The 19455-nt window shown below is 43.5% G+C and carries 16 protein-coding genes; 9 read left to right on the forward strand and 7 right to left on the reverse strand.

The window, feature by feature from the left end; translation table 11 throughout:
* Positions 1 to 84 precede the first annotated feature (84 nt).
* Positions 85 to 2460: an ABC transporter substrate-binding protein gene (locus CMAQ_RS07260; protein ID WP_012186455.1), complete on the forward strand. Its 2376-nt coding sequence runs from the start codon at positions 85 to 87 to the stop codon at positions 2458 to 2460.
* A gap of 238 nt (positions 2461 to 2698) precedes the next feature.
* Here the strand turns inward: CMAQ_RS07260 and CMAQ_RS10725 are convergent, their stop codons facing one another.
* Both CMAQ_RS10725 and CMAQ_RS07265 read right to left on the reverse strand, forming a co-directional pair.
* The gene (locus tag CMAQ_RS10725) at positions 2699 to 2836 is read right to left on the reverse strand and encodes a hypothetical protein (RefSeq protein ID WP_156769873.1); all 138 of its coding nucleotides are present in this window, start codon (positions 2834 to 2836) and stop codon (positions 2699 to 2701) included.
* A 267-nt stretch (positions 2837 to 3103) separates the two neighbouring features.
* Positions 3104 to 4291 (reverse strand): cation:proton antiporter, encoded by a 1188-nt coding sequence (locus CMAQ_RS07265; protein WP_012186456.1) that lies wholly within the window; start codon positions 4289 to 4291, stop codon positions 3104 to 3106.
* A gap of 91 nt (positions 4292 to 4382) precedes the next feature.
* Between CMAQ_RS07265 and hemL the strand changes: the two genes are divergently transcribed.
* From hemL to CMAQ_RS07280, 3 genes are all read left to right on the forward strand, one after another.
* Complete coding sequence (gene hemL / locus CMAQ_RS07270) at positions 4383 to 5675, forward strand: glutamate-1-semialdehyde 2,1-aminomutase (RefSeq protein WP_012186457.1); 1293 nt, start codon at positions 4383 to 4385, stop codon at positions 5673 to 5675.
* A gap of 37 nt (positions 5676 to 5712) precedes the next feature.
* Positions 5713 to 7023, forward strand: a complete 1311-nt coding sequence (locus tag CMAQ_RS07275; protein WP_012186458.1) for an MFS transporter — start codon at positions 5713 to 5715, stop codon at positions 7021 to 7023.
* Between the two features lie 141 nt (positions 7024 to 7164).
* Positions 7165 to 7530: a hypothetical protein gene (locus CMAQ_RS07280; protein ID WP_012186459.1), complete on the forward strand. Its 366-nt coding sequence runs from the start codon at positions 7165 to 7167 to the stop codon at positions 7528 to 7530.
* A 224-nt stretch (positions 7531 to 7754) separates the two neighbouring features.
* Here CMAQ_RS07280 and mqnC read toward each other — a convergent pair whose 3' ends face one another.
* A complete protein-coding gene (gene mqnC, locus CMAQ_RS07285) occupies positions 7755 to 8831 on the reverse strand; it encodes a cyclic dehypoxanthinyl futalosine synthase (RefSeq protein ID WP_012186460.1) in 1077 nt (358 codons plus the stop codon).
* Positions 8832 to 8933: 102 nt separating this feature from the next.
* On the opposite strand from mqnC, the gene CMAQ_RS07290 reads away from it, so the two are divergent.
* Complete coding sequence (locus tag CMAQ_RS07290) at positions 8934 to 10028, forward strand: CofH family radical SAM protein (protein ID WP_012186461.1); 1095 nt, start codon at positions 8934 to 8936, stop codon at positions 10026 to 10028.
* Positions 10028 to 10765 (forward strand): MqnA/MqnD/SBP family protein, encoded by a 738-nt coding sequence (locus tag CMAQ_RS07295; protein WP_012186462.1) that lies wholly within the window; start codon positions 10028 to 10030, stop codon positions 10763 to 10765. Before CMAQ_RS07290 ends, CMAQ_RS07295 begins: the two co-directional genes overlap by 1 nt.
* 6 nt (positions 10766 to 10771) lie before the next feature.
* Here CMAQ_RS07295 and agl3 read toward each other — a convergent pair whose 3' ends face one another.
* Positions 10772 to 11941, reverse strand: coding sequence for a UDP-sulfoquinovose synthase (gene agl3 / locus CMAQ_RS07300; RefSeq protein WP_012186463.1), 1170 nt, complete (start codon positions 11939 to 11941; stop codon positions 10772 to 10774).
* A 237-nt stretch (positions 11942 to 12178) separates the two neighbouring features.
* On the opposite strand from agl3, the gene CMAQ_RS07305 reads away from it, so the two are divergent.
* A complete protein-coding gene (locus CMAQ_RS07305) occupies positions 12179 to 12970 on the forward strand; it encodes a sulfide-dependent adenosine diphosphate thiazole synthase (protein WP_012186464.1) in 792 nt (263 codons plus the stop codon).
* 562 nt (positions 12971 to 13532) lie between these two features.
* Here the strand turns inward: CMAQ_RS07305 and CMAQ_RS07310 are convergent.
* Positions 13533 to 14126 carry a 3'-5' exonuclease gene (locus tag CMAQ_RS07310; protein ID WP_012186465.1) on the reverse strand — a complete coding sequence of 198 codons (594 nt, stop codon included), beginning with the start codon at positions 14124 to 14126 and terminating at the stop codon, positions 13533 to 13535.
* Positions 14127 to 14480: 354 nt separating this feature from the next.
* On the opposite strand from CMAQ_RS07310, the gene CMAQ_RS07315 reads away from it, so the two are divergent.
* Positions 14481 to 15488, forward strand: coding sequence for an ATP-binding protein (locus CMAQ_RS07315; RefSeq protein WP_012186466.1), 1008 nt, complete (start codon positions 14481 to 14483; stop codon positions 15486 to 15488).
* Positions 15489 to 15611: 123 nt separating this feature from the next.
* On the opposite strand, the gene CMAQ_RS07320 is transcribed toward CMAQ_RS07315, so the two are convergent.
* Complete coding sequence (locus CMAQ_RS07320) at positions 15612 to 16322, reverse strand: helix-turn-helix domain-containing protein (RefSeq protein WP_012186467.1); 711 nt, start codon at positions 16320 to 16322, stop codon at positions 15612 to 15614.
* A 241-nt stretch (positions 16323 to 16563) separates the two neighbouring features.
* On the opposite strand from CMAQ_RS07320, the gene CMAQ_RS07325 reads away from it, so the two are divergent.
* Positions 16564 to 18903 carry an ABC transporter substrate-binding protein gene (locus CMAQ_RS07325; protein ID WP_012186468.1) on the forward strand — a complete coding sequence of 780 codons (2340 nt, stop codon included), beginning with the start codon at positions 16564 to 16566 and terminating at the stop codon, positions 18901 to 18903.
* Positions 18904 to 19083: 180 nt separating this feature from the next.
* Here the strand turns inward: CMAQ_RS07325 and CMAQ_RS07330 are convergent, their stop codons facing one another.
* Positions 19084 to 19329 carry a hypothetical protein gene (locus tag CMAQ_RS07330; RefSeq protein WP_012186469.1) on the reverse strand — a complete coding sequence of 82 codons (246 nt, stop codon included), beginning with the start codon at positions 19327 to 19329 and terminating at the stop codon, positions 19084 to 19086.
* Between the last annotated feature and the right edge of the window lie 126 nt (positions 19330 to 19455).

Genomic DNA, 19455 nt, shown 5'->3' on the forward strand with positions numbered 1-19455 from the left:
TACATTCTAATGTGAAGAACCATATTACTCAATAGTTTCAGATATTGGAATAAAACTTAAATACTTTATATTTTTACCCACTTGATGAGTAGGTCAATAATTCCTTACGTACTGGCCTCAATAGCAGTAGCCGCCTTAATCACAGTAATCCTTGGGGGTCATATCGCCTATGCAGCTTCGTCTCCTCAAATAATAGTGGCTGCACCAACAACAGTCATTTATGCTCCAGGTACTCCAGTGTATAATCCGTATGCCCCAAGTAACCTGGTTAGTTCAGCAGAGACTTATCTGCCTCTAGCCATTTATGACCCATTTACTGGTCAATTCTATCCTGTTTTGGCTGAGAATTGGACTGTTCAAGTTCTTCCTAATGGTTCAAGTATATTAACGATTTACCTTAGGCCTGGCTTATACTGGTATAATGGCTCAGCTACAATGCCCTTCACCGCATGGGACGTTTACGCATACTTCTACATTGGTATTAAGGCCTTTGACTGGTATACACCGTGGATTAACTTAACTTACGTGGATAGTGATATTAGGGTTTTAAACAATTATACTATTCAATTCCTATTCCAGAAGTGGACACCAATGATACCGTACTGGATGCTTCCAAGCTGGATAAGCACACCATACCCGGCATGGAAACCAATAGTGGATAAACTCAAGACAATGAATTACACGCAGGCAGCTAAATACTCAACAAATATTACTGAGTTCGTTGCACCGTACTGGGGCCTTAACCCATACTACTTATCCTACATAAGCACAACTTACTTCGACTACACCCTAGAGCCATCAAGCATACTTAATGCCTGGCTTCAAGTATTCCCAGTGAACAGCTTCTTCCTCTACAACCCAACAGCCATAGAGTGGTATGTTGGTGGTAATACTCAGGCATTCACCGCCTTCCTCGCTGGTAAGGCTAACTGGGGCTTCGTCGGCTTATCACTACAGCAGGTAGCTACGCTTAATAAGAGTAGTACCGTTGGTGTTTACCTGAGTCCAGACTTCTCCGCATTCGGCATAACCATTAATCCTCAGTATGGTTGGCCTTATAATGACCCAATATTCAGGGAGGCATTATGCTATGTTTTTAATAGGACATCTGTGGTGGCGGCATGGGGATTTTTCAATCCAGACTACTACCCAGCACCAGTGTTACCATCCACAGTCGATTCATATCCATCAAGCTTCAGTGATGTCCTAATACCATGCTCCTACAACCCAAGTAAGGCTACTCAAATGCTTGAGAGTATTGGTTTGAAGAAGATCGGTAATTACTGGAGCTTCCCGAATGGTACTCCAATAACGCTTTATGTTTATGGGCCTAGTGGTTGGCAGGATTGGATGACAATGGCTGGTGAGGCTGTTGAGCAATTATCAGCATTCGGCTTTAAGGCAAGTCTAATAGGGCAGGATACTGGTGTATACTGGGGCACCACTATACCGCAAAGCATGTACCAAGCCGCAATAAGCTGGAAGACTTACGTTAAGAATTTAATCAGTGCTTGGACATTCCTTAATTGGCCATGGTGGGTGTTCGGTACCGCGATACAGCCATACACTAACCATAGCGTGTTCCCATTCGCTTGGCCTAATGGAACATGCACGCCAGTCACTGCACCAGCATCATTGAATCTACCCAATAGCACAGTAGTATGGTGTGTTAATTCAACATCCGGCTACATTAACTTAACCAACTGGCAAGTATTCTTCGGTGCAAGTGCGCCAGGTAGTGAACCATATGATTTAGCGGTTAAGACTTTGTTCGCATGGTACGACTACTACGTGCCAGTGATACCGCTTGGCGAGAAGATTGAGCCCCTTGAGTATGCTAAGAGTCTAATAGACCCAATGTGGCTTTATAATTGTCTACCATTCTATACCCGTGAGACTCTAATCTATGAGAATGATTTACCTGGTATGACATTTGGATGGCCTGTTAATGTAATTGGTGGTTTATTCTTCGGAGCATGGGCACCACCAGGTCAAGTACCACCGTTAGCTCAAGTCATTGTTAATGGTTCGTTGTGGACTAAGTATCCTCAGTTTGCGGCTTTCATTGGTTTACCTAACCCAGATACATCAATACAGGCTTGTGTAGCATCATACTTCCACACAACATACACTCCAGTAACTACAACCACTACTTCAACTACTACGACCACTACTACTACTTCAACCACCACAACTACTACTACGCCGGTGACTACTACTTCAACGACTACTGCCACAACCACTACTACTGCTACAACAACCACTACGGCTGTTAGCACTGTTACAAGCACAGTAACCAGTACAGCCGTAAGCACTGTAACATCAACAGCAACCACTACGGCAGTATCCACAGTAACCGTGACTAAACCAGTAATATCAACAGCACTAATAGCAGGAATAGTAATAATAGTAATCGTAATAGCAGTAGTGGCTGCTGTAATAGCATTAAGAAGAAGATAAGCAAATAAAAATATTTAAATTCATTTTCTTTATTATTTGCTTAAACTATTCCTTACGTATTCATTTAAGGTTGCCTTAGATATGTTTAATCCCTTAGCTGGATCATTAAGCTTATTTTTCCTCTAAGACTTCAAAGTAGCTCCTCCTGTAGGCTTTGAGTGGGGAATGTGTCCCCTTAACGTCTTATTGTCTAGGTCAATTTCCACTTTCCTCTCAGTACTTGGAGGTTGCATTTTCTTTACCTTAAATCACTTACGTTCTTGGTTATTATAATTCCCTTCACGTAACTATTATTGAAGGGACTAGGTGGTTCCCTTACCTTGAAGTTTGTATCCCAATCTTCCCCCTCTTCTGGAGCCTTCTCATGTTGCACCATGATTGTTAACCATTTGGGAGCCTTGAAGTACGCGAGATCTTCTTCATTCTCAAGTCCTTAAGCATGCCCTGTGCGCTCCGTGGAGTTATCTTCCCTTTCTCTTTCCTGGCTTTATTGAGCGTATTCAATGTTGTAAACTCTAGCTTCGATTTAAATTACCTTGAGTATCTTTAAGTTGGGTAAATCTTGTGGTTGAAGGGCAGTTATATAATGTTACTCTTTTCCTTGGTTTTCCACATAGCCCTTTAACACTCCAGAGTGACCTCCTTAATTCCCCTCAATGTTAAGCCTAATGCTCCTCCTATATAGTATTGAACCAATTATTGTGGTTGCAAGAACCATTATTAGTATTAAGCCGTATTCACTTGGGTTTAGTAGACTGCTTGATAAGCCTATTGAGGCGATCACCAACCCCATTTCACCCCTAGGCACCATGCCTAGTGATGCTGTTAATGAGGCGGATGTGTTCCTTAACTTAATGTAGGCGAATGGGTAAACTCCAATAACCTTAGCTATAATTGCTATTGCTGATACTATTAGGGATTGGAGGATAGTCGTTAAGTTGGTTATTGTCTTGAAGTTCATTTGGAGGCCTATGGTTATGAAGAATATTGAACCAAATATGGCTAATAATGCGTCAATAGACGCCCTAACCCTACCTGACTCCCTGCTTTCCGCAACCGCTACACCGGCTATGAAGGATGCTATTACTGCTGAGAAGCCTGAGGCAACCATTGAAACCACTAGTCCAAACAACACTATTAGTGATGCGTAGACCACTAGGTATTCATTAATCCTGTTAAGTAACCTAGGTATAAGTAATATTGATGCAGTCAGGAAGATTACCCAGAGAACGGCTATTTTAACTATACGTAGCGTAAAGCCTGCTACTGAATCAGTGCTGGGACTTGTGGGTAATGTGGAGAGCAGTATGAGTGCAACCACGTCATCCACTGAGGCAGCGGCCACAAGCACCTTGGTGCTTGGGAGTTCATGAAGCCCCTCCCTCTCAATAATGTTAGCAACAACGGCTAGGCTAGTGGGTGCTGTTGATAGGGCTATGAGTGATGCAGCCACTTGACTAAAACCAACACTAGTGCAGTACCAGTAAACAGTCATGAAGGGTAATATGGCACCGGCTACAGCAGCCATTAACCCAGGGAATCCACCCTGTTTAAGTGAGGATAATCCATGCCCAAGCCCTGAGGCGAATAGGAGGAGTATTACTGAGAACTCGGATAGAAACACCACGTAGTTGTTTATTGAGAATAAGTCAACGTGGAGTAAGGCGTTAAGTAACCCGCCTAGGGCATATGGGCTTAATGCTATACCAGTCAGTAACTCTGCCACAATACTCGGGTACTTGTACTTGGCTAGGATTAGGCTGAGGGATTCTGCAGTGGTTACTAGTATTGCGAACTCCAGTAGCGTTAAGTATATTGAACCAACCGCCATTACGTTAACCGGCTCTATAATATTCTTAAAAGCGTAACCCTACTTAACTTAATTGAGGAAAGCTTTAACCGTCCGCGGCCTAACCCTAATCATGGCTACTGATGCGGCTGAGTTATTCAAGGAGGCTTTAAGCCTATTCCCAGGTGGGGTTAATAGTCCGGTTAGGGCAATGAAGCACCTGCCTACTCCATTAATAGTTAAGAGGGCTGAGGGTGCATTCCTCTACACTATTGATGGCGTTAAGTTAATTGACTACTGCATGGGCTTCGGCCCCCTAATCCTAGGGCATAGGCACCCCACTGTCCTTGAGGCTGTTAGGAGGAGTCTTGAGGATGGTTGGTTATACGGGGCGTTAACCAGGAATGAGGTTGAGTTAGCTAAGGAGATTAACAGTAGTATTAGGAGTGTTGAAATGATTAGGTTTGTTAACACGGGTACCGAGGCAGTGATGAATGCTGTTAGGTTGGCTAGGGGCTTCACTGGGAGGAGGTATATTGTTAAGTTTGAGGGTAATTACCACGGCGCCTTCGACTACGTCCTTGTTAAGGCCGGTAGTGGGGCGGCCACGTGGGGTGTTCCAACAAGCGCCGGTATCCTTGAGGATGCAGTTAAATACACCCTGGTGGTTCCTTATAATGATGTTGAGGCCTTGGAGAGGGTCTTCAGGGAGCATGGTAGTGAAATAGCCCTACTCCTAGTGGAGCCCATAGCGGGTAATTACGGCTTAATAATACCGGATTTAGAATTCATTAAGGCTACAAGGGAGTTAACTGAGAGGTATGGGGCTTTACTCCTCTTCGATGAGGTTATAACAGGGTTTAGGGTTGGGTTGAATGGGGCCCAGGGCTTATTCGGCATTAAACCCGACTTAACAACACTGGGTAAGATAATCGGCGGCGGCTTCCCAATAGGTGCCTTCGGTGGTAGGAGGGATGTAATGAGCATGATTACACCCCAGGGCCCAGTCTACAATGCCGGTACATTCAATGCCCACCCAGTATCAGTAGCCGCTGGGTTAGCGACCATTAGGGTGATTAAGAGTGGTGGGGTTTATGAGGTTGCCAATGAGGCTGCGGAGAGGATTACTGAGGCAATACTTGACTCAGCTTCAAGAAGCGGCTTCGATATTGTGGTTAAGAGAATAGCGTCAATGTTTCAATTCTACTTCAAGAAGGGTGACGTGAAGACCCCTGCAGACGTTAGGGCCAGTGACGAGAAGCTTTACCTAACCTTCCACAGGGAGGCGTTGAGTAGGGGTGTTTACTTCACCCCAAGTCAATACGAGGTTAACTTCACCTCAGCGGCGCATAGTAGGGATGTGGTTGATGAAACCATTAGGGTTATTGAAGAGGTCTTCAAGGCCCTTAAAACCAAGGCTCACTAGTTAGAAAAACTTATTAAGCTTAATTAATGAGCACCCTGTGTCAACCGGTGAGGTTAAGGCAAGGTACTACACTTTAGCCTCAGTATCAACAATGCTTGCATGGGGTCTCGAGTACTATGATATAATAGTCTTCTCAATCCTCTCCCAAATACTTGAGGGGGTCTTTAAACTCAGCCTAGTCACAGTATGGTTCGCCTTCGCCATAACCTACTTCGCAAGGCCACTGGGTGCATTAATCTTCGGTTACCTTGGGGACAAGTTCGGTAGGAGGACCACTACGGCCATTGATGCTGCATTAATGGGTGCAGCAAGCCTAGCCATAGGCCTCCTACCCACCTACGCCCAAATAGGTGTTGCGGCGCCAATTGCCTTATACGTGATTAGGCTTATTCAGGGTATTGGGCTTGGCGGTGAGGCTGGCGGTGGGGCTACCTGGGCCCTTGAGCAGGTTAACCCCAGGTGGAAGCCTATATTAAATGGTGTAATGTATAGTGGCTTATCCTGGGCAGTCTTCCTAGCCGGCGCAATAAGCATACTTGTTGAGGGTAGTATAGGTTACACGGCCTTTGCGGCTAATGGGTGGAGGATACTATTCTACATAGGTGCAGTATTAGCCCTAGTGGCCTTCTTGATTAGGGTTTTTGGTATTGAATCCCCTGAGTGGTTGAGGGCTAGGGAATCCGGTTCATTGAAGCCTATCCCCATAGCCAGTAGGAGGGTTTGGGGGGTTAACATGCTTATACTAATTTTAATTAACCTAGGCTTAACAATATACTACTACGGTGGCTTAGGCTACTGGCCATATGTACTACCTAGGATAATTGCCCCAAGCCTAGGGGTAAGCGCCAAGGCTGCAAGCACCTACGCCTACACGTTAACAGTCTACGGTGGTATTGGGGCGGTGATTGGTGAGGTTTTAAGCGGCTTAATTGTACTTAAAACCGGCGTTAGGGGTAGCTTCATATACCCAGCCATACTACTAGCCTTAACCGCACCACCAGCTGTTTACCTCGCCTTCACCCTAAGCCCAAGCGCCTACTACGCATCATTATTAACGGGTATATTATTCGGCTTAGCCGCAGCCCCACAGACAATGTACTTCACCTCGCTCTTCCCAGTGGAGAGTAGGTGGTCGGCGATTTCACTGGGCTGGAACATTAACGCCGCCATTGGACCCTTTAGCTCACTGGCCTTAGCCCTACTGGTTAAGGCAACAGTGGGTTTACCCTACTCATACTTAACTGGTTCATTAATGATGATGATTGGTGCACTCCTAGTTGTGGCTGGTTCATTAATTAAGCCAAGTAACCTATACGCTAAGCCAGGTGAATACTATATACGTAAGTAGGCTTTTAAGGCTTAATTAAGCGTGTTTCCTCCTCATTAATCCCCATACCATTCCTAATTAATATATGTATTGATGAGTTACTACACGTTGGTGGACTCAACATGAGTTAAAACTTTAAAGTTAATTAGGGTTTAACTTAACGTGGGTTCTTCCAATAAGGCTAAGGTTAGAGAAGAGTATGAGAAGGCTGTGCTTGAGGTATTAAGGGGGAGTGTTAAGGCGCCTTACGACGCCTACATTAATGAGTTTATTGATCAATTAATGGTTATGGTTGAGAAGCTTAATAATTCTGATGTTGAGACTAGGAATAAGTTCAGGTATGGTTTAAGCATATTAACAAGCCCGAACAGTAAACCAAACATAATTAGGGCTAAGATAAACGCCTACTACGCATACCTAGTCTACAGGGGCTATACCTCAGCCTATAATATTCTTAAGAATAAGCTGGTGGCTGGTGGGGAAAGCCTATACACGTGGATTAGAATGTACAGGAGCCTTAACATTTGATTCAAGGCATGGTAACTTGATTAAGAAGTGGAGTTTAAGGGGGGAGTTAAGTTAATGCCGTTGAGTACGCCTTCGCCATAAGTAAAAGGGTAATATGGTTGATTTAACTTAAAGAATAACCGTCTTCACCCCCTCTTAAATGAGGCCTAACTCATCATCAATGTGCCTAATCCCCTTAAAGTGGATTTTAGGCTTAACATTAATTCCTTAAGAATTAGGTTACTTTAGTCGTATAGTTTTAACACCCTATACCAGTTGTCGCGTTCCGCTGGTTTGTATCCTAGGCTTCTAATCATGTTGATTACGTAATCCCTTGTGAATACTGGTTTACTTAACCCGGTTGCTGGTATTACTCTCTCCTCGTATAGTGTTCCACCGAAGTCGTTTGCACCGAATTTGAGGGCTAATTGAGCAGTATCAAGACCATTAGTTAACCAACTTGATTGAATATTAGGTAACTCACCCTTAAACACAAGCCTAGCCACGGCAACCACCCTCAGTAATGTGGCTGATGTTAATGGGTAAGGAACCTTATTAGTTAACTCACTGTTACCTGGCTCGAAATTCCACGCGGTGAAGGATAGGAATCCATGAGTCCTCCTCTGTAGGCTAATAATCCTGTATAGGTGCTCAGCCCAATGCGCCTTAGACTCCACGTGCCCGTACATCATTGTTGCGTTACTCATTATGCCTAACCCGTGGGCAATCTCCATTACTCTCAACCAGGTTTCAGCACTAATCTTATGTGGTGCAATAATCCTCCTAACCTCATCCACCAGAATCTCCCCGCCACCCCCAGCTAGCGTATCCATTCCAGCTGCCTTAAGCCTCTCAAGAACCTCCCTGTAACTCATTCTATGCTTCCTAGCTAGGTAATCAACCTCAATGGGGCTTAAACCGTGAATAGCCACGTGGGGTAGCTTAGCCTTAAGGGTCTTGAATAATTCCTCGTAGTACTCAATGCCTAATTCAGGATTAATACCACCCTGCACTAGAACCTGCCTAATACCGAATCTTGAATCAACCTCTGTAACAAGCTTAACGGCGTAATCCACACTCATGGTGTATGCCTCAGGGTGCCTAGGTGGCCTATAGAAGGCGCAGAAGCTGCAGGCTATTGTGCAGACGTTGGTGTAGTTCAGTATTAGATTGGGTATGAAGGTCACCACACCATTAAACAACCTCCTAGTTAACTCCCCTGCAGCGATGCCTAGGTCCCATAGGTTTAATTCAAGAAGCTCCTCAATATCAGGGGGCTTCAACTCTTCACCACTAAGGGCCTTCTCCAATGCCTGACTCATTGAGGATTGGGTTAAATTAGGTTCTTTAACTTTAACTCAAGGGTTCGCTTCCTTGGGTTTATTGGGTTAAGTTTTTTAAGTTAGTCCAATGGGTAGTCAATAATGTGCACCATTAATGATGTTAGGAACGCGGTTGCCAATGGGGTTAGTAAAACAGCTGCCTTAAGCCTATTCACTCAATGCGACTTCAGGTTGCTGGCTAAGGTGGCTGATGAATTAACAATGAAGATCACCGGGGACACGGTTACCTTCGTTAATAACGTGGTTATTAACTACACTAACGTATGCGTGGCTCAATGCCCAATATGCGCCTTCTATAGGCTTAAGGGTCATCCTGAAGCCTACCTGAGGAGTCCCCAGGAGGTTGTTAAGGGTGTTCTTGAGGCTAGGGCTAATTACGGGGTTAGTGAACTCCACATTAACGGTGGCTTTCACCCAGACTTAACCATAGAGTACTTTGAGGAGTTATTCAGCAGTGTTAAGAAGGCTGCACCGGAGATTACTATTAAGGGGCCTACTGCCGCTGAGGTGGATTTCTACGCTAAGATTTGGCGCATGAGCACTAGGGAGGTTCTTGAGAGGCTTAAGGAGGCTGGGTTAGACGCATTATCAGGGGGTGGGGCTGAAATCCTCAGTGAGGATGTTAGGAAGATTATTACCCCATATAAGTTTAATGCCGAAGCCTGGTTGAGGATTTCCCATGAGGCCCATGAATTGGGTTTAAGGAGTAATGCAACAATGATGTATGGGCACGTGGAGGAGCCCCACCACATAATAGACCACTTATTCTCAATAAGGAGGCTTCAGGAGGAGACCAATGGCATACTACTCTTCATACCCATTAAGTTCGTTCCATGGAATACAAGGCTCTATAAGGATGGATTAGTTAAGGGTCCTGCACCCACTGAACTGGATGTTAAGGTTACTGCAATATCAAGGATTGTGCTTGGGGGCGTTATTAAGAGGATTGGGGCCTACTGGACCTCAGTGGGTAAGAGGATTGCCTCAACACTCCTACTGGCTGGGGCTAATGACTTAGTTGGAACCATGATTAATGAACAAGTGCTTAGGCAAGCCGGCTCAGGCGACGCCTTGAAGCCAACCACCGTGGCTGAGTTGGCTCACATTGCTAGGGAGGTTGGTAGGAGGCCTATGGTTAGGGACACATTCCACACAAGGCTCATTGAGGTGAATTAATGAGGATTGCAAGGCTCAAGTACGCCCACAGTGATCCATTATTCAGGTACTCGGGGTTAAACCCAGTGTCCGTGAGTAATAATGAGTCTATTAAATTAATCCTAGAGGAGGAGGTTGATGTAGCCTTCGTACCATTAACCTACGCCTCACAGCACTGCGACGTAGTCAACATGGTCCCCTACTTCGCAGTCTACAGTAGGGGGCCTGTGTTATCGGCTAGGTTATTCAAGGGCTCCGGTAAGGGTTACGCCGCCATTGAGGACACTAGTGTTAACGCTGGTGTATTATCAGCATTAATGGGGATTAGTTTCGAGAGGGTTTCAGACCCCTATGAGGCTTTAAGGAGGTATGAGGGTGTTTTAGTTATTGGTGATGAGGCGCTTAGGATGACTGCCCTAGGCTTACCCTACATTACTGATGTTGGTGAGCTTTGGGAGAGGAGGATTGGTAAACCCCTAGTCTACGCTGTAATGGTTGCGAGGATTGGGGTGAGTGTTGGTGAATTAATGAGCGTGGTTAATGCCATTAAGGCGTCCCTTAACTCATTCATGAGTAATCCCGAGCCGTTGATCAGGGAGGTGGCTGGTAGGCTTAATGTGCCTGATTGGGTGATTAGGGATTACTTAATGAAGAGTATTAAGTATGAGGTTAATGATGATGTCATTGATGGGATAAACACTGAACTTGAGGTGCTTAAGCTGCATAAATGCCTACGGGTCCTCCCCCGTCAACAGTGATTCAACCTAACTCCCCCTCCATTTAACCCTGGGTTTAAGTACACTAGCCTTAGCCTCAATCCTACCCCTATACCTGGCTAAGTCCCTTAATATACCCTTAACCTCATCCCTCATGTTCCTCCTTAACCCATACATACCTAACCTAGGTAGAACCCTCCTCTCAGGCTCATAGTTTAAGTCATCCTCAGGCTCCACCCTTGGGTTAGGTAAGTGAACCACCTGTGGTTCATAACCCAAAACCTCCCTACTAGCCTCCTTAACCAAGTCAGCTATGGTGTTAAGCGTCAGCACCTCCCTATAATGGTAAACAGTCCTATACTCACCGTCACTGGGGGGATTCTCCAGGAGTAGTGTCAGGGCCTCGGTGGTGTCTTCAAGGGAGGTGAAGCCCTTCCTCTGAAGCCCGGTACCGTAGACTGTTAACTCGTGGCCAATCACAGCCTCGGCGCAGAACCTATTGAACACAGTGCCCCATACATCATCGAAGTCAAACCTAGTGAATAATTCATCTGAAACAATATCACTGGTCCTCGTACCGTAGACCGGCCCCTGGTGGAAGTCAGTTATGGTTAATCCCCATAGCTTATTGGCGTAAACAAGCATGTAAGAGTCGAAGACCTTACTCCAATGATACCATGAACCACCCCACCTCGGTACAAGTACCCTATCCTTAACACCATTAATCACAGCGTCAACGAAGGCGTCCTCAGGTAGCTTGAAGGCTGGGTAACCGAACTCACCCAGTGTACCCATTTTAAGTAAATGAATCCTACCATTAACCTCCCTTATTGAGTAGATTACGTTGAGGGTTGACTTAAGGTTATTCACCATTGTGTAGGAGGCGTGGTTAACATCAATCATTGAGTATGGTGCTGAACGTTGCTCAGCAAAGTGAACTATTGCATCAGGCCTATGCCTCTCAATAATGTGCCTCACGGCATCGTAATCAGTCACATCAGCCTCATGGAAAACCAGCCTCGATCCATAAACCTCCTCCACAGCCTTAACCCTATCCTCCATGCTTAATATCGGTAAAGCAGACCATGAACCAACCTCCTCCACAGCCCTCCTAGTGTAGAAGTTATCAACACCAATAACCTCATGACCCCTCCTTATAAGCCTAAGCGCAAGTGCCCAACCCAGGTAACCATCAACACCAAGTATAAGAATCCTCACAATGACTCGTACACCCTCTAGTTATTTATAATTAACTCACCTCAAGTTAATATAAGCGCAGCCATAATGATGATTGCGAATACTCTTGGATCCAGGGACTCTTAACCACAATGGACTGACTAATGATTACTCTACCACAGTGGCCACACCTTAATTGCTTGGTGTTTGTGTTCAATAAAAATAGTATTGATTAACAATAACAATCTTTAAATAATCACCAGTTAATTACTGTGTAGTATGGCCGGCATATCCATTAGGGAGGCCAGTATAACAAGGGCCATTGTGAACTCAGCACTAAAACTCCTAAGCGAGTACTCAAGCGTCGACGTAGCCATAGTGGGTGCAGGGCCCTCGGGGATGACGGCCGCCTACTACTTAGCCAAGGCGGGCTTGAAAACCTTGGTTTTAGAGAGGAGGTTTAGCTTCGGGGGTGGTATTGGAGGAGCAGCTAGCCATTTGCCAAGTATCATTGTTGAGCACCCAGTCTCAGAAATACTATCTAAGGACTTCGGTATCAAGATTATGGACATGGGTGATGGACTCTTCACGGTGGATCCTGCCGAGATGATAGCTAAGCTAGCCGTTAAGGCCATTGACGCTGGGGCCAAGTTCCTACTTGGGGTTCACGTGGATGACGTGATATACAGGGATAACCCACCAAGGATAACTGGCCTAGCCCTCTACTGGGCTACAATCCAAATGGCAGGGGTCCACACAGACCCATTCTTCATTGAGTCCAATGCAGTCGTAGACGCCACCGGCCACGACGCTGAGGTGGCTGCAGTGGCCTCCAGGAAGATACCGGAATTGGGCATAGTGGTTCGCGGTGAGAAATCAGCCTACGTAGGGGTTGCAGAGGATCTTGTGGTTAAGTATACAGGTAAGGTCATTGATGGACTATACGTAACGGGGATGGCTGTGGCGGCGGTACATGGTCTACCAAGGATGGGTCCCATATTCGGTTCAATGATAATGAGCGGTAAGAGGGTTGCCGAGATAATAATTGAGGATTTAAAGGGCAACCATTAATAAATGGCCATGGTGCATTTAAAATGTAGCTTAATTACTTAGAAATCTTTGATTTATCTCTGGATTTAGTTAATTTTAGATTACAATGGCTTAGTGAATCTATTATTATTTTAACCATAACAATGAACATGCAGGTTAGTCCCAATCTTTAGATATGCATGTTAGAATACGATGGAGAATTTATTGATGATTAGTAGCTATTAACAAGGGCCTACATTAAAGCCCACGTAAGTGTTAATACTTAAGTAATAATCACTTAAGCTACTGTAGGCTTAGTAATTCAGCTTCTGCATAGCTGTCTTAAAGAATTCAGTGTACACCTGGGTCTGACTATTCCCAGCCCTACTCATTGCCGGGGCACTGATTAAGAAGTGAAGGATAAAAAGGCTACTGCTAAGGATATGGACCCTTCTATTGTTTAAAATTTAGTAGCTTCTCTAGCAACTCCTTTTTTCTTTCCCTATCTATTATGGTGTTCCAAAGTAGCTCTACATTATTTAAATCTCCTCTTAGTTTATTCTTAATATTTTCAAACTTATCTTTTATACTCACTACACTTTTTCTATTTTTTACACCCCTTAATATTTCTCAGTAGCGTGTCTTTATCTACATCTGGATTCCTCTTAGATAAATTCTCATTTATAATTTCACTTAAATTATCTTGTTTTAATACTAGTACTGGTAATGTTGCAAATCTATATATATCTAGCAAATCAACTACGAATATTCTCTTCTGTTTATTATTAAAGAAGAATTCCTCAGCTTCTGTTAGATCATTGAATACTCTATTGGCTAAACTTCTATTAGTGAGCAATGGTATGTCAAATCTTAGTATATTAAAACCCGTAAGTACGGCCGTAGCATCATTAGGTATATTCTCAATAAGTTTCTTGAAGCCGTTTAATAATTTCTGTTCAGCTTTGTTGCACTCTTCGTCGTAATCGATCAAACTTTTAATTCCAAAATCCTCAAGTTGATTCTTTATATTCTCATTGCTTTTCGTATTCCTCATCGTATTTATTGATCCTTTGTATTCAATTAGCTTTACCCCAATGGCAAGAACCTTATCATTAAGGTGAGGCAGTTTATCAGGTGAGCAAGTTTCTATATCAAAACCCAGTACAATCCAAGGTCTTTTTCTTCCCCGATTTACCACTGTAGCTCACTATTACATTATTTTATAAATGTACTTTATAAATATAACTTCTTAGATCTTTATTCATACTATCATTATTTCTTAATTCAATTAATTCATACGGCATAGACACCAGGAGTTTATTGATTCCAAACTCACTTAACACATTTAGGATGTACGTGATAACATCCTTTGATATTCACCGCCAGGAAATTTGGCATACGCAGTCAGCAGTACCTCACTTACCTTACCCCTACATTGAGCTCCAGTTATATAATCAAGTCTCCTTTTCCTAAGCCCTTCGGCTACCTTATGGAGTAATACATCCCCTTAACCTACTTAGTTACTGAAAGTATTAAAGGGGAGTTAGGGGGAATGATTAACGTGGGTAGGATTAAGCTTAGTTTTGCGGGTATTCGAGTTGATTTCGTTGATAGGGAGTGGGCTCTTAGGCGTATTGAGAAATGGGCTGAGGGAGGTACTTATCCCGTTCAGGTTGTTTATGGTCCTGAGGGTTGTGGTAAGACTGCTTGGCTTAGGCAGTCTGTGGAGTTGCTTAGGGGTTTGGGTTTTGATGTTGTTTACGTTAATCCAATTAATAGGGAGTTTTTAACGGGATTCAATGTTTTGAGGGATAGGTTCCTTGCCGTTATTAAGGAGACTATTAGCCAGGATGCGTTAGGTAGATTGGTTTGGTTAGCCTTCGATGTGGCTAAGGAGTTGATTAAGGTTACTAGGGGTAGGGTGGCTGTTATTGTTGATGATGCATTCCAGGTAATTGGGGTTAAGGAATCAACACTCTACGTTAAAGCACTACTAAACCTAATAGAATACCCACCAGAACAATACGAAAAAATAGTGGCCGTAACCGCTACCAGTGAGGGAGTCTCGAAGAGTGAGATTGGTAGGCATAGGTGGGCGAATTTACTAACAATGTGGAATATGACTAAGGATGGTTTTAAGGAGCTTTATGATCAAATACCAGGCGATAAACCAAGTCTTGAGGAATTATGGAAACTAACTGGGGGAAATCCATGGATGCTTGAAATGCTCTATGAGGCCCACTGGAGTGTTGATCAAGTGGTTAATAGGATTATTAGGAGTAAGGGGTTGATAAGCTTCATTCAATCACTCAGTGAAAACGATAAGAAACTGCTTATGAAGGCATTAGAGGACCCGGACACACTCATGAGTAGGGATGGGGTAATGCTCATGAATAAGTTAGTGGAGTTGAACCTAATAATCGACAACATATACCCCAGGGACGAGTACCTATGGGTGGATTCACCACCACCTGAGAGGGATAATGAACTAGGTATTGGTAAGTATACGGCATGGCAAAGCCCACTCCACAGGGAGGCTGTAAGGAGGGTATTAAGTTAAGTGACTAATACAGGGTGATGATTCTAATTGTTGATTCCTTGAATTCCTTAATAAAGGTTTAGTGATGTTGATGAATTAATTATTAATATTCACTGTGTAAAGTAATGGTTAAGGGCCTTGAATCTACTCATATGGGTATTGGTTAAGCCCAAGGTATTGGCTAAGCAACTTACGTAGGGCGTTCCTTAACTCGTGGTTAACAGTTGATGGGGATAGGTTAAGTGCTTTACTTAGGTTAATTAGGTTAATTCCCCTAGGTTCATCGAAGAAGCCGCCTTTATGGGCAGCCTTGAGTACTTTTAATTCGTTCTTAGTTAATAATGCGTGAATACTCCTAGAGTTAACCAGGTTAAATGCGTCGTTTAAATCAATGTCCCTAACCCTGAAGGATAATACTCTACCACTGTCTTCTAATTGTCTCCTAAAGGTTTCAATGGAATCCTTATTCATGAATATGAAACCCCAGTTTTCAATACCATTAACTATGTGATCCTTAGTCTCAAAACCACTTAGCTGCCATGCCTTATACCTAGTGGAGTCATTTAAACTGTTCTTCAACACGATGGCAATTCTCTTAGGGTACCCATAATTCAATTCCCTGAACCCAACTACATCAATTATTGCGTCACTACTCCTAATAATGCGCATTATTCTCTTCAATGAATCCTTATCCCTAACCTTGAGTATTGAGAATTCAAGGGAGTAACCCCTCAATGCATTAATATCAGATTTCATGACAACATACTCATAATCAAAGTTAACCCTTGAGGTCCAGTCGGATAAGTGAATTAAACTGAGTTCCACATAAGTTAATCTATCACTATTGATGTACATTAAACTCAATATGTTTTAAGAAATTTAAAAATTTTCCCAAAGCGCATTAGTTAATGTACTATATGTCATTTTTAAAAGCCGCATGCGATACCGTGGTGATACAATCTGGTGAATGTAATGGTTAATGTGAGGTAAAATATTACGTAATTTTATAGTGTACAGTGGGTTTACTTACATATAATTATTGATATCGTAAGCTTTCTAATACTAGTTTATTAAGGTGATTGCAGCAAATAGTGTTATGAGCGGGGTCATGAAGGCAGTAATACTACTCCTTGCAGTAACACTACTGGTGACTACCGTGGTTTATGCGCAGCAGACTTTCACAGTTATTAATGCTGAATCAAGCACGTACATATATGCACCTGGAATACCAGTGTTCAACCCCTACACACCCAGTAATCTAGTGGGTGTTGTTTCCACGTGGGTTCCCCTAGCGTTCTATAACCCAGTTACTAATCATTTCTGGCCTATTCTTGCTGAGAATTGGACTATTCAGGTTTTGCCTAATGGTTCAGGTATTTTGACTGTTTACCTTAGGAGGGGCTTGTATTGGTTTAATGGTTCAGCGGTAATGCCTTTCACTGCTTGGGATGTTTACACATACTTCTATATTGGTGTTAAGGCGTTTAAATGGTACTACCCATACATGTTACCTCAATATGCTGATGAAGACATTAGGGTATTGGATAACTATACTATTCAATTCCTATTCCAGAAATGGAGCCCAACAGAGTGGATATTCTTGCTAGCAAGCCAGATTAGTACACCATACTCAGTATGGGAACCAATAGTGGATAAACTCAAAACAATGAACGTTACTCAGACGGCAAAGTACTCAACGAACGTAACGGAGTTTGTACCACCGTACTGGGGTTTAAGCCCATACTACTTAACCTTCATTAGCACTAATACTGTTGTTGAGAAGCTTGAGCCCATGTACTTTAACGGTAAGCCGTTATTAGCCATTTGGGATGAATTATTCCCATTCAACACATTCAACTACTACCCTGAAGTAGAGTCAGTGTACCCTGGTGGTAATACTCAAGACTTAGCCCTTGAAATCGCTGGTAAGGCTAATTGGGCATACGTTGGCTTATCATCACAGCAGATAGAGACAGCAATGCAGCATGGGTTTAAGAACATTAACCTTTACGCATGGTCAACCTACGCTATCGCCATTAACGCCTACAACTTCCCAACCAATAACATGTGGCTTAACCTTAAGTTTAGGCAAGCATTATTATGGGTCCTTAATAGGACTGAAATGGCAGCTGCATGGGGCTTACCTGGTGTACCTAATTCATCATGGATACTGCCTCTATGGCGTAACATACCAAGCCCAGACTACATACTCTCCACGTATCCTCAGCCAATACAGAACATGGTGTATGATTACATGACGTATACCGTTAATTGGACTAAGGCCGCTGAAATACTTGAGAGTGCTGGTTTCTATGAGAAGAATGGGCAATGGTATACTCCAGGTGGTCAACCAATTAAGATGACGCTAATGATGCCTGCCCAATTCACTAACCAGGTCGCCGCTGTTTCTAATGCTGCGGAGCAGTTTAGTATCTTTGGTATACCAACCACTACACTTGCTGAGGATGTTGCAACATACTCAAGTCATATACTGATAACTGGTGATTACCAGGCTGCTGATTACTTCGGGCCTGGTTTAGTAAGTTACTACACTGGTTGGTCAATGTGGGTTAATCCCTTCGACAGTAACCTATTCATAAACACATCATTGCCTTACCCATTCCAGTGGCCTAATGGAACATGCACACCAGTGACGTTATCATTACCCATGCCTAACTCCACTATAGTTACATGCATTAACTCAACCCTCGGTTGGATTAACATAACCAATGCTGAGTACGCCTTCTACTCAGCCGTACCAGGTAGTCCACAGTATGAGGAGGCTGTGGAGGTATTGTTTGCATGGTGGAATTACTTTGTGCCTCAACTAGAGTGGGGTGAGAAGCTTGAGCCGCAGCAGTGGGATCCTAATGTATTTGACTTGGATTGGGCGTATGAATGCTCCAATGCACCAACCGTTAATATGGCTATTGGTCCAGCCAACCTAATAGCTCAATACGTGGTTATGCCGCCTCAGCAGGTTTGGGGTGTTCCAGGTGTTTCAGGTGGCGTTTGGATGCCTGGTCCATTATACTTCGGTGGTGTTGTTCCTCCTGGCGTAATACCACCATTAGCGGAAGCTATGCTTAATGGTTCACTTTGGACTAAGTACGCCAATTACGCAAACTTCCTCGGCATAACACCAGGCAGCTTTAACTTAGCTTGCGTTGCATCGTACTTCCATACAATATACACTCCAGTAACCGCATCAACCACTACCTCAACAACCACTGTTACTTCAACTGCTGTTGCTACTGTGACTAGTACTGCCACTGTAACATCAACAAGCACAGTAGTAAGCACAACAACCACTACGGCTGTAAGCACAGTAACAATCACTAAACCAGTAGTATCAACAACACTAGTAATAGGAATAGTAATCATAGTAATAGTCATAGCAGCAGTAGCAGCAATAATAGTGTTAAGGAGGAGGTAATCGTTCCTTAATTCACTCTTAAAAACCCTTAAAAATATTATTTTCCTCCATACTTCCTTCATGTAATGTAGATTTAGGCTAATCTTAGATTTATACCACTTGTGTGCTTCGAATATGCCTTTAGACTACTAGTAGATCCTCAGTTCTAAGTCTAATGGTGGGTTGGATTAGGCGTATTGTTTAGGCTAGTATTGATATTATTTTAATGGTTGTGAAGTATATGAAGGCTATTATTAATGCGGCCGTGATAATGTTATTAATGATCCTAAGCCTCCTGGGTAATGGACTGTAGACTAGTACCGTGGTTATGTATATTAAGGCTGTTACTGTTACGTAGACGCCTAGGTTGGTGACGCCTAGGTAGGCTAGGAATGCGTAGGCGATGCCGTATAGTACTGCCTGGGTGACTAGGAGTTCCTTAAGCATTCAGGCTGGGTTGCTTGGGGTTTCTTTAATGGTTTACGCCCTTGGGGTGGTAGTAATGGGGTTATTGTTGAGGGGGCTTACTGGTTATTAGGATTCATGTTGACTTAAACTGGTAGACGTAGTGTC

Source organism: Caldivirga maquilingensis IC-167 (assembly GCF_000018305.1).
Taxonomy (GTDB): Archaea; Thermoproteota; Thermoprotei; order Thermoproteales; family Thermocladiaceae; genus Caldivirga; species Caldivirga maquilingensis.

What these genes read in the sequence shown, in the direction of transcription:
- CMAQ_RS07260 (WP_012186455.1), top strand. Translation starts at nt 85, where the DNA reads ATGAGTAGGTCAATAATTCCTTACGTACTGGCCTCAATAGCAGTAGCC.
- CMAQ_RS10725 (WP_156769873.1), bottom strand. Translation starts at nt 2,836, where the DNA reads ATGGTGCAACATGAGAAGGCTCCAGAAGAGGGGGAAGATTGGGATACA.
- CMAQ_RS07265 (WP_012186456.1), bottom strand. Translation starts at nt 4,291, where the DNA reads ATGGCGGTTGGTTCAATATACTTAACGCTACTGGAGTTCGCAATACTA.
- hemL (WP_012186457.1), top strand. Translation starts at nt 4,383, where the DNA reads ATGGCTACTGATGCGGCTGAGTTATTCAAGGAGGCTTTAAGCCTATTC.
- mqnC (WP_012186460.1), bottom strand. Translation starts at nt 8,831, where the DNA reads ATGAGTCAGGCATTGGAGAAGGCCCTTAGTGGTGAAGAGTTGAAGCCC.
- CMAQ_RS07290 (WP_012186461.1), top strand. Translation starts at nt 8,934, where the DNA reads ATGTGCACCATTAATGATGTTAGGAACGCGGTTGCCAATGGGGTTAGT.
- CMAQ_RS07295 (WP_012186462.1), top strand. Translation starts at nt 10,028, where the DNA reads ATGAGGATTGCAAGGCTCAAGTACGCCCACAGTGATCCATTATTCAGG.
- CMAQ_RS07305 (WP_012186464.1), top strand. Translation starts at nt 12,179, where the DNA reads ATGGCCGGCATATCCATTAGGGAGGCCAGTATAACAAGGGCCATTGTG.
- CMAQ_RS07315 (WP_012186466.1), top strand. Translation starts at nt 14,481, where the DNA reads ATGATTAACGTGGGTAGGATTAAGCTTAGTTTTGCGGGTATTCGAGTT.
- CMAQ_RS07320 (WP_012186467.1), bottom strand. Translation starts at nt 16,322, where the DNA reads ATGTACATCAATAGTGATAGATTAACTTATGTGGAACTCAGTTTAATT.
- CMAQ_RS07325 (WP_012186468.1), top strand. Translation starts at nt 16,564, where the DNA reads ATGAGCGGGGTCATGAAGGCAGTAATACTACTCCTTGCAGTAACACTA.
- CMAQ_RS07330 (WP_012186469.1), bottom strand. Translation starts at nt 19,329, where the DNA reads ATGCTTAAGGAACTCCTAGTCACCCAGGCAGTACTATACGGCATCGCC.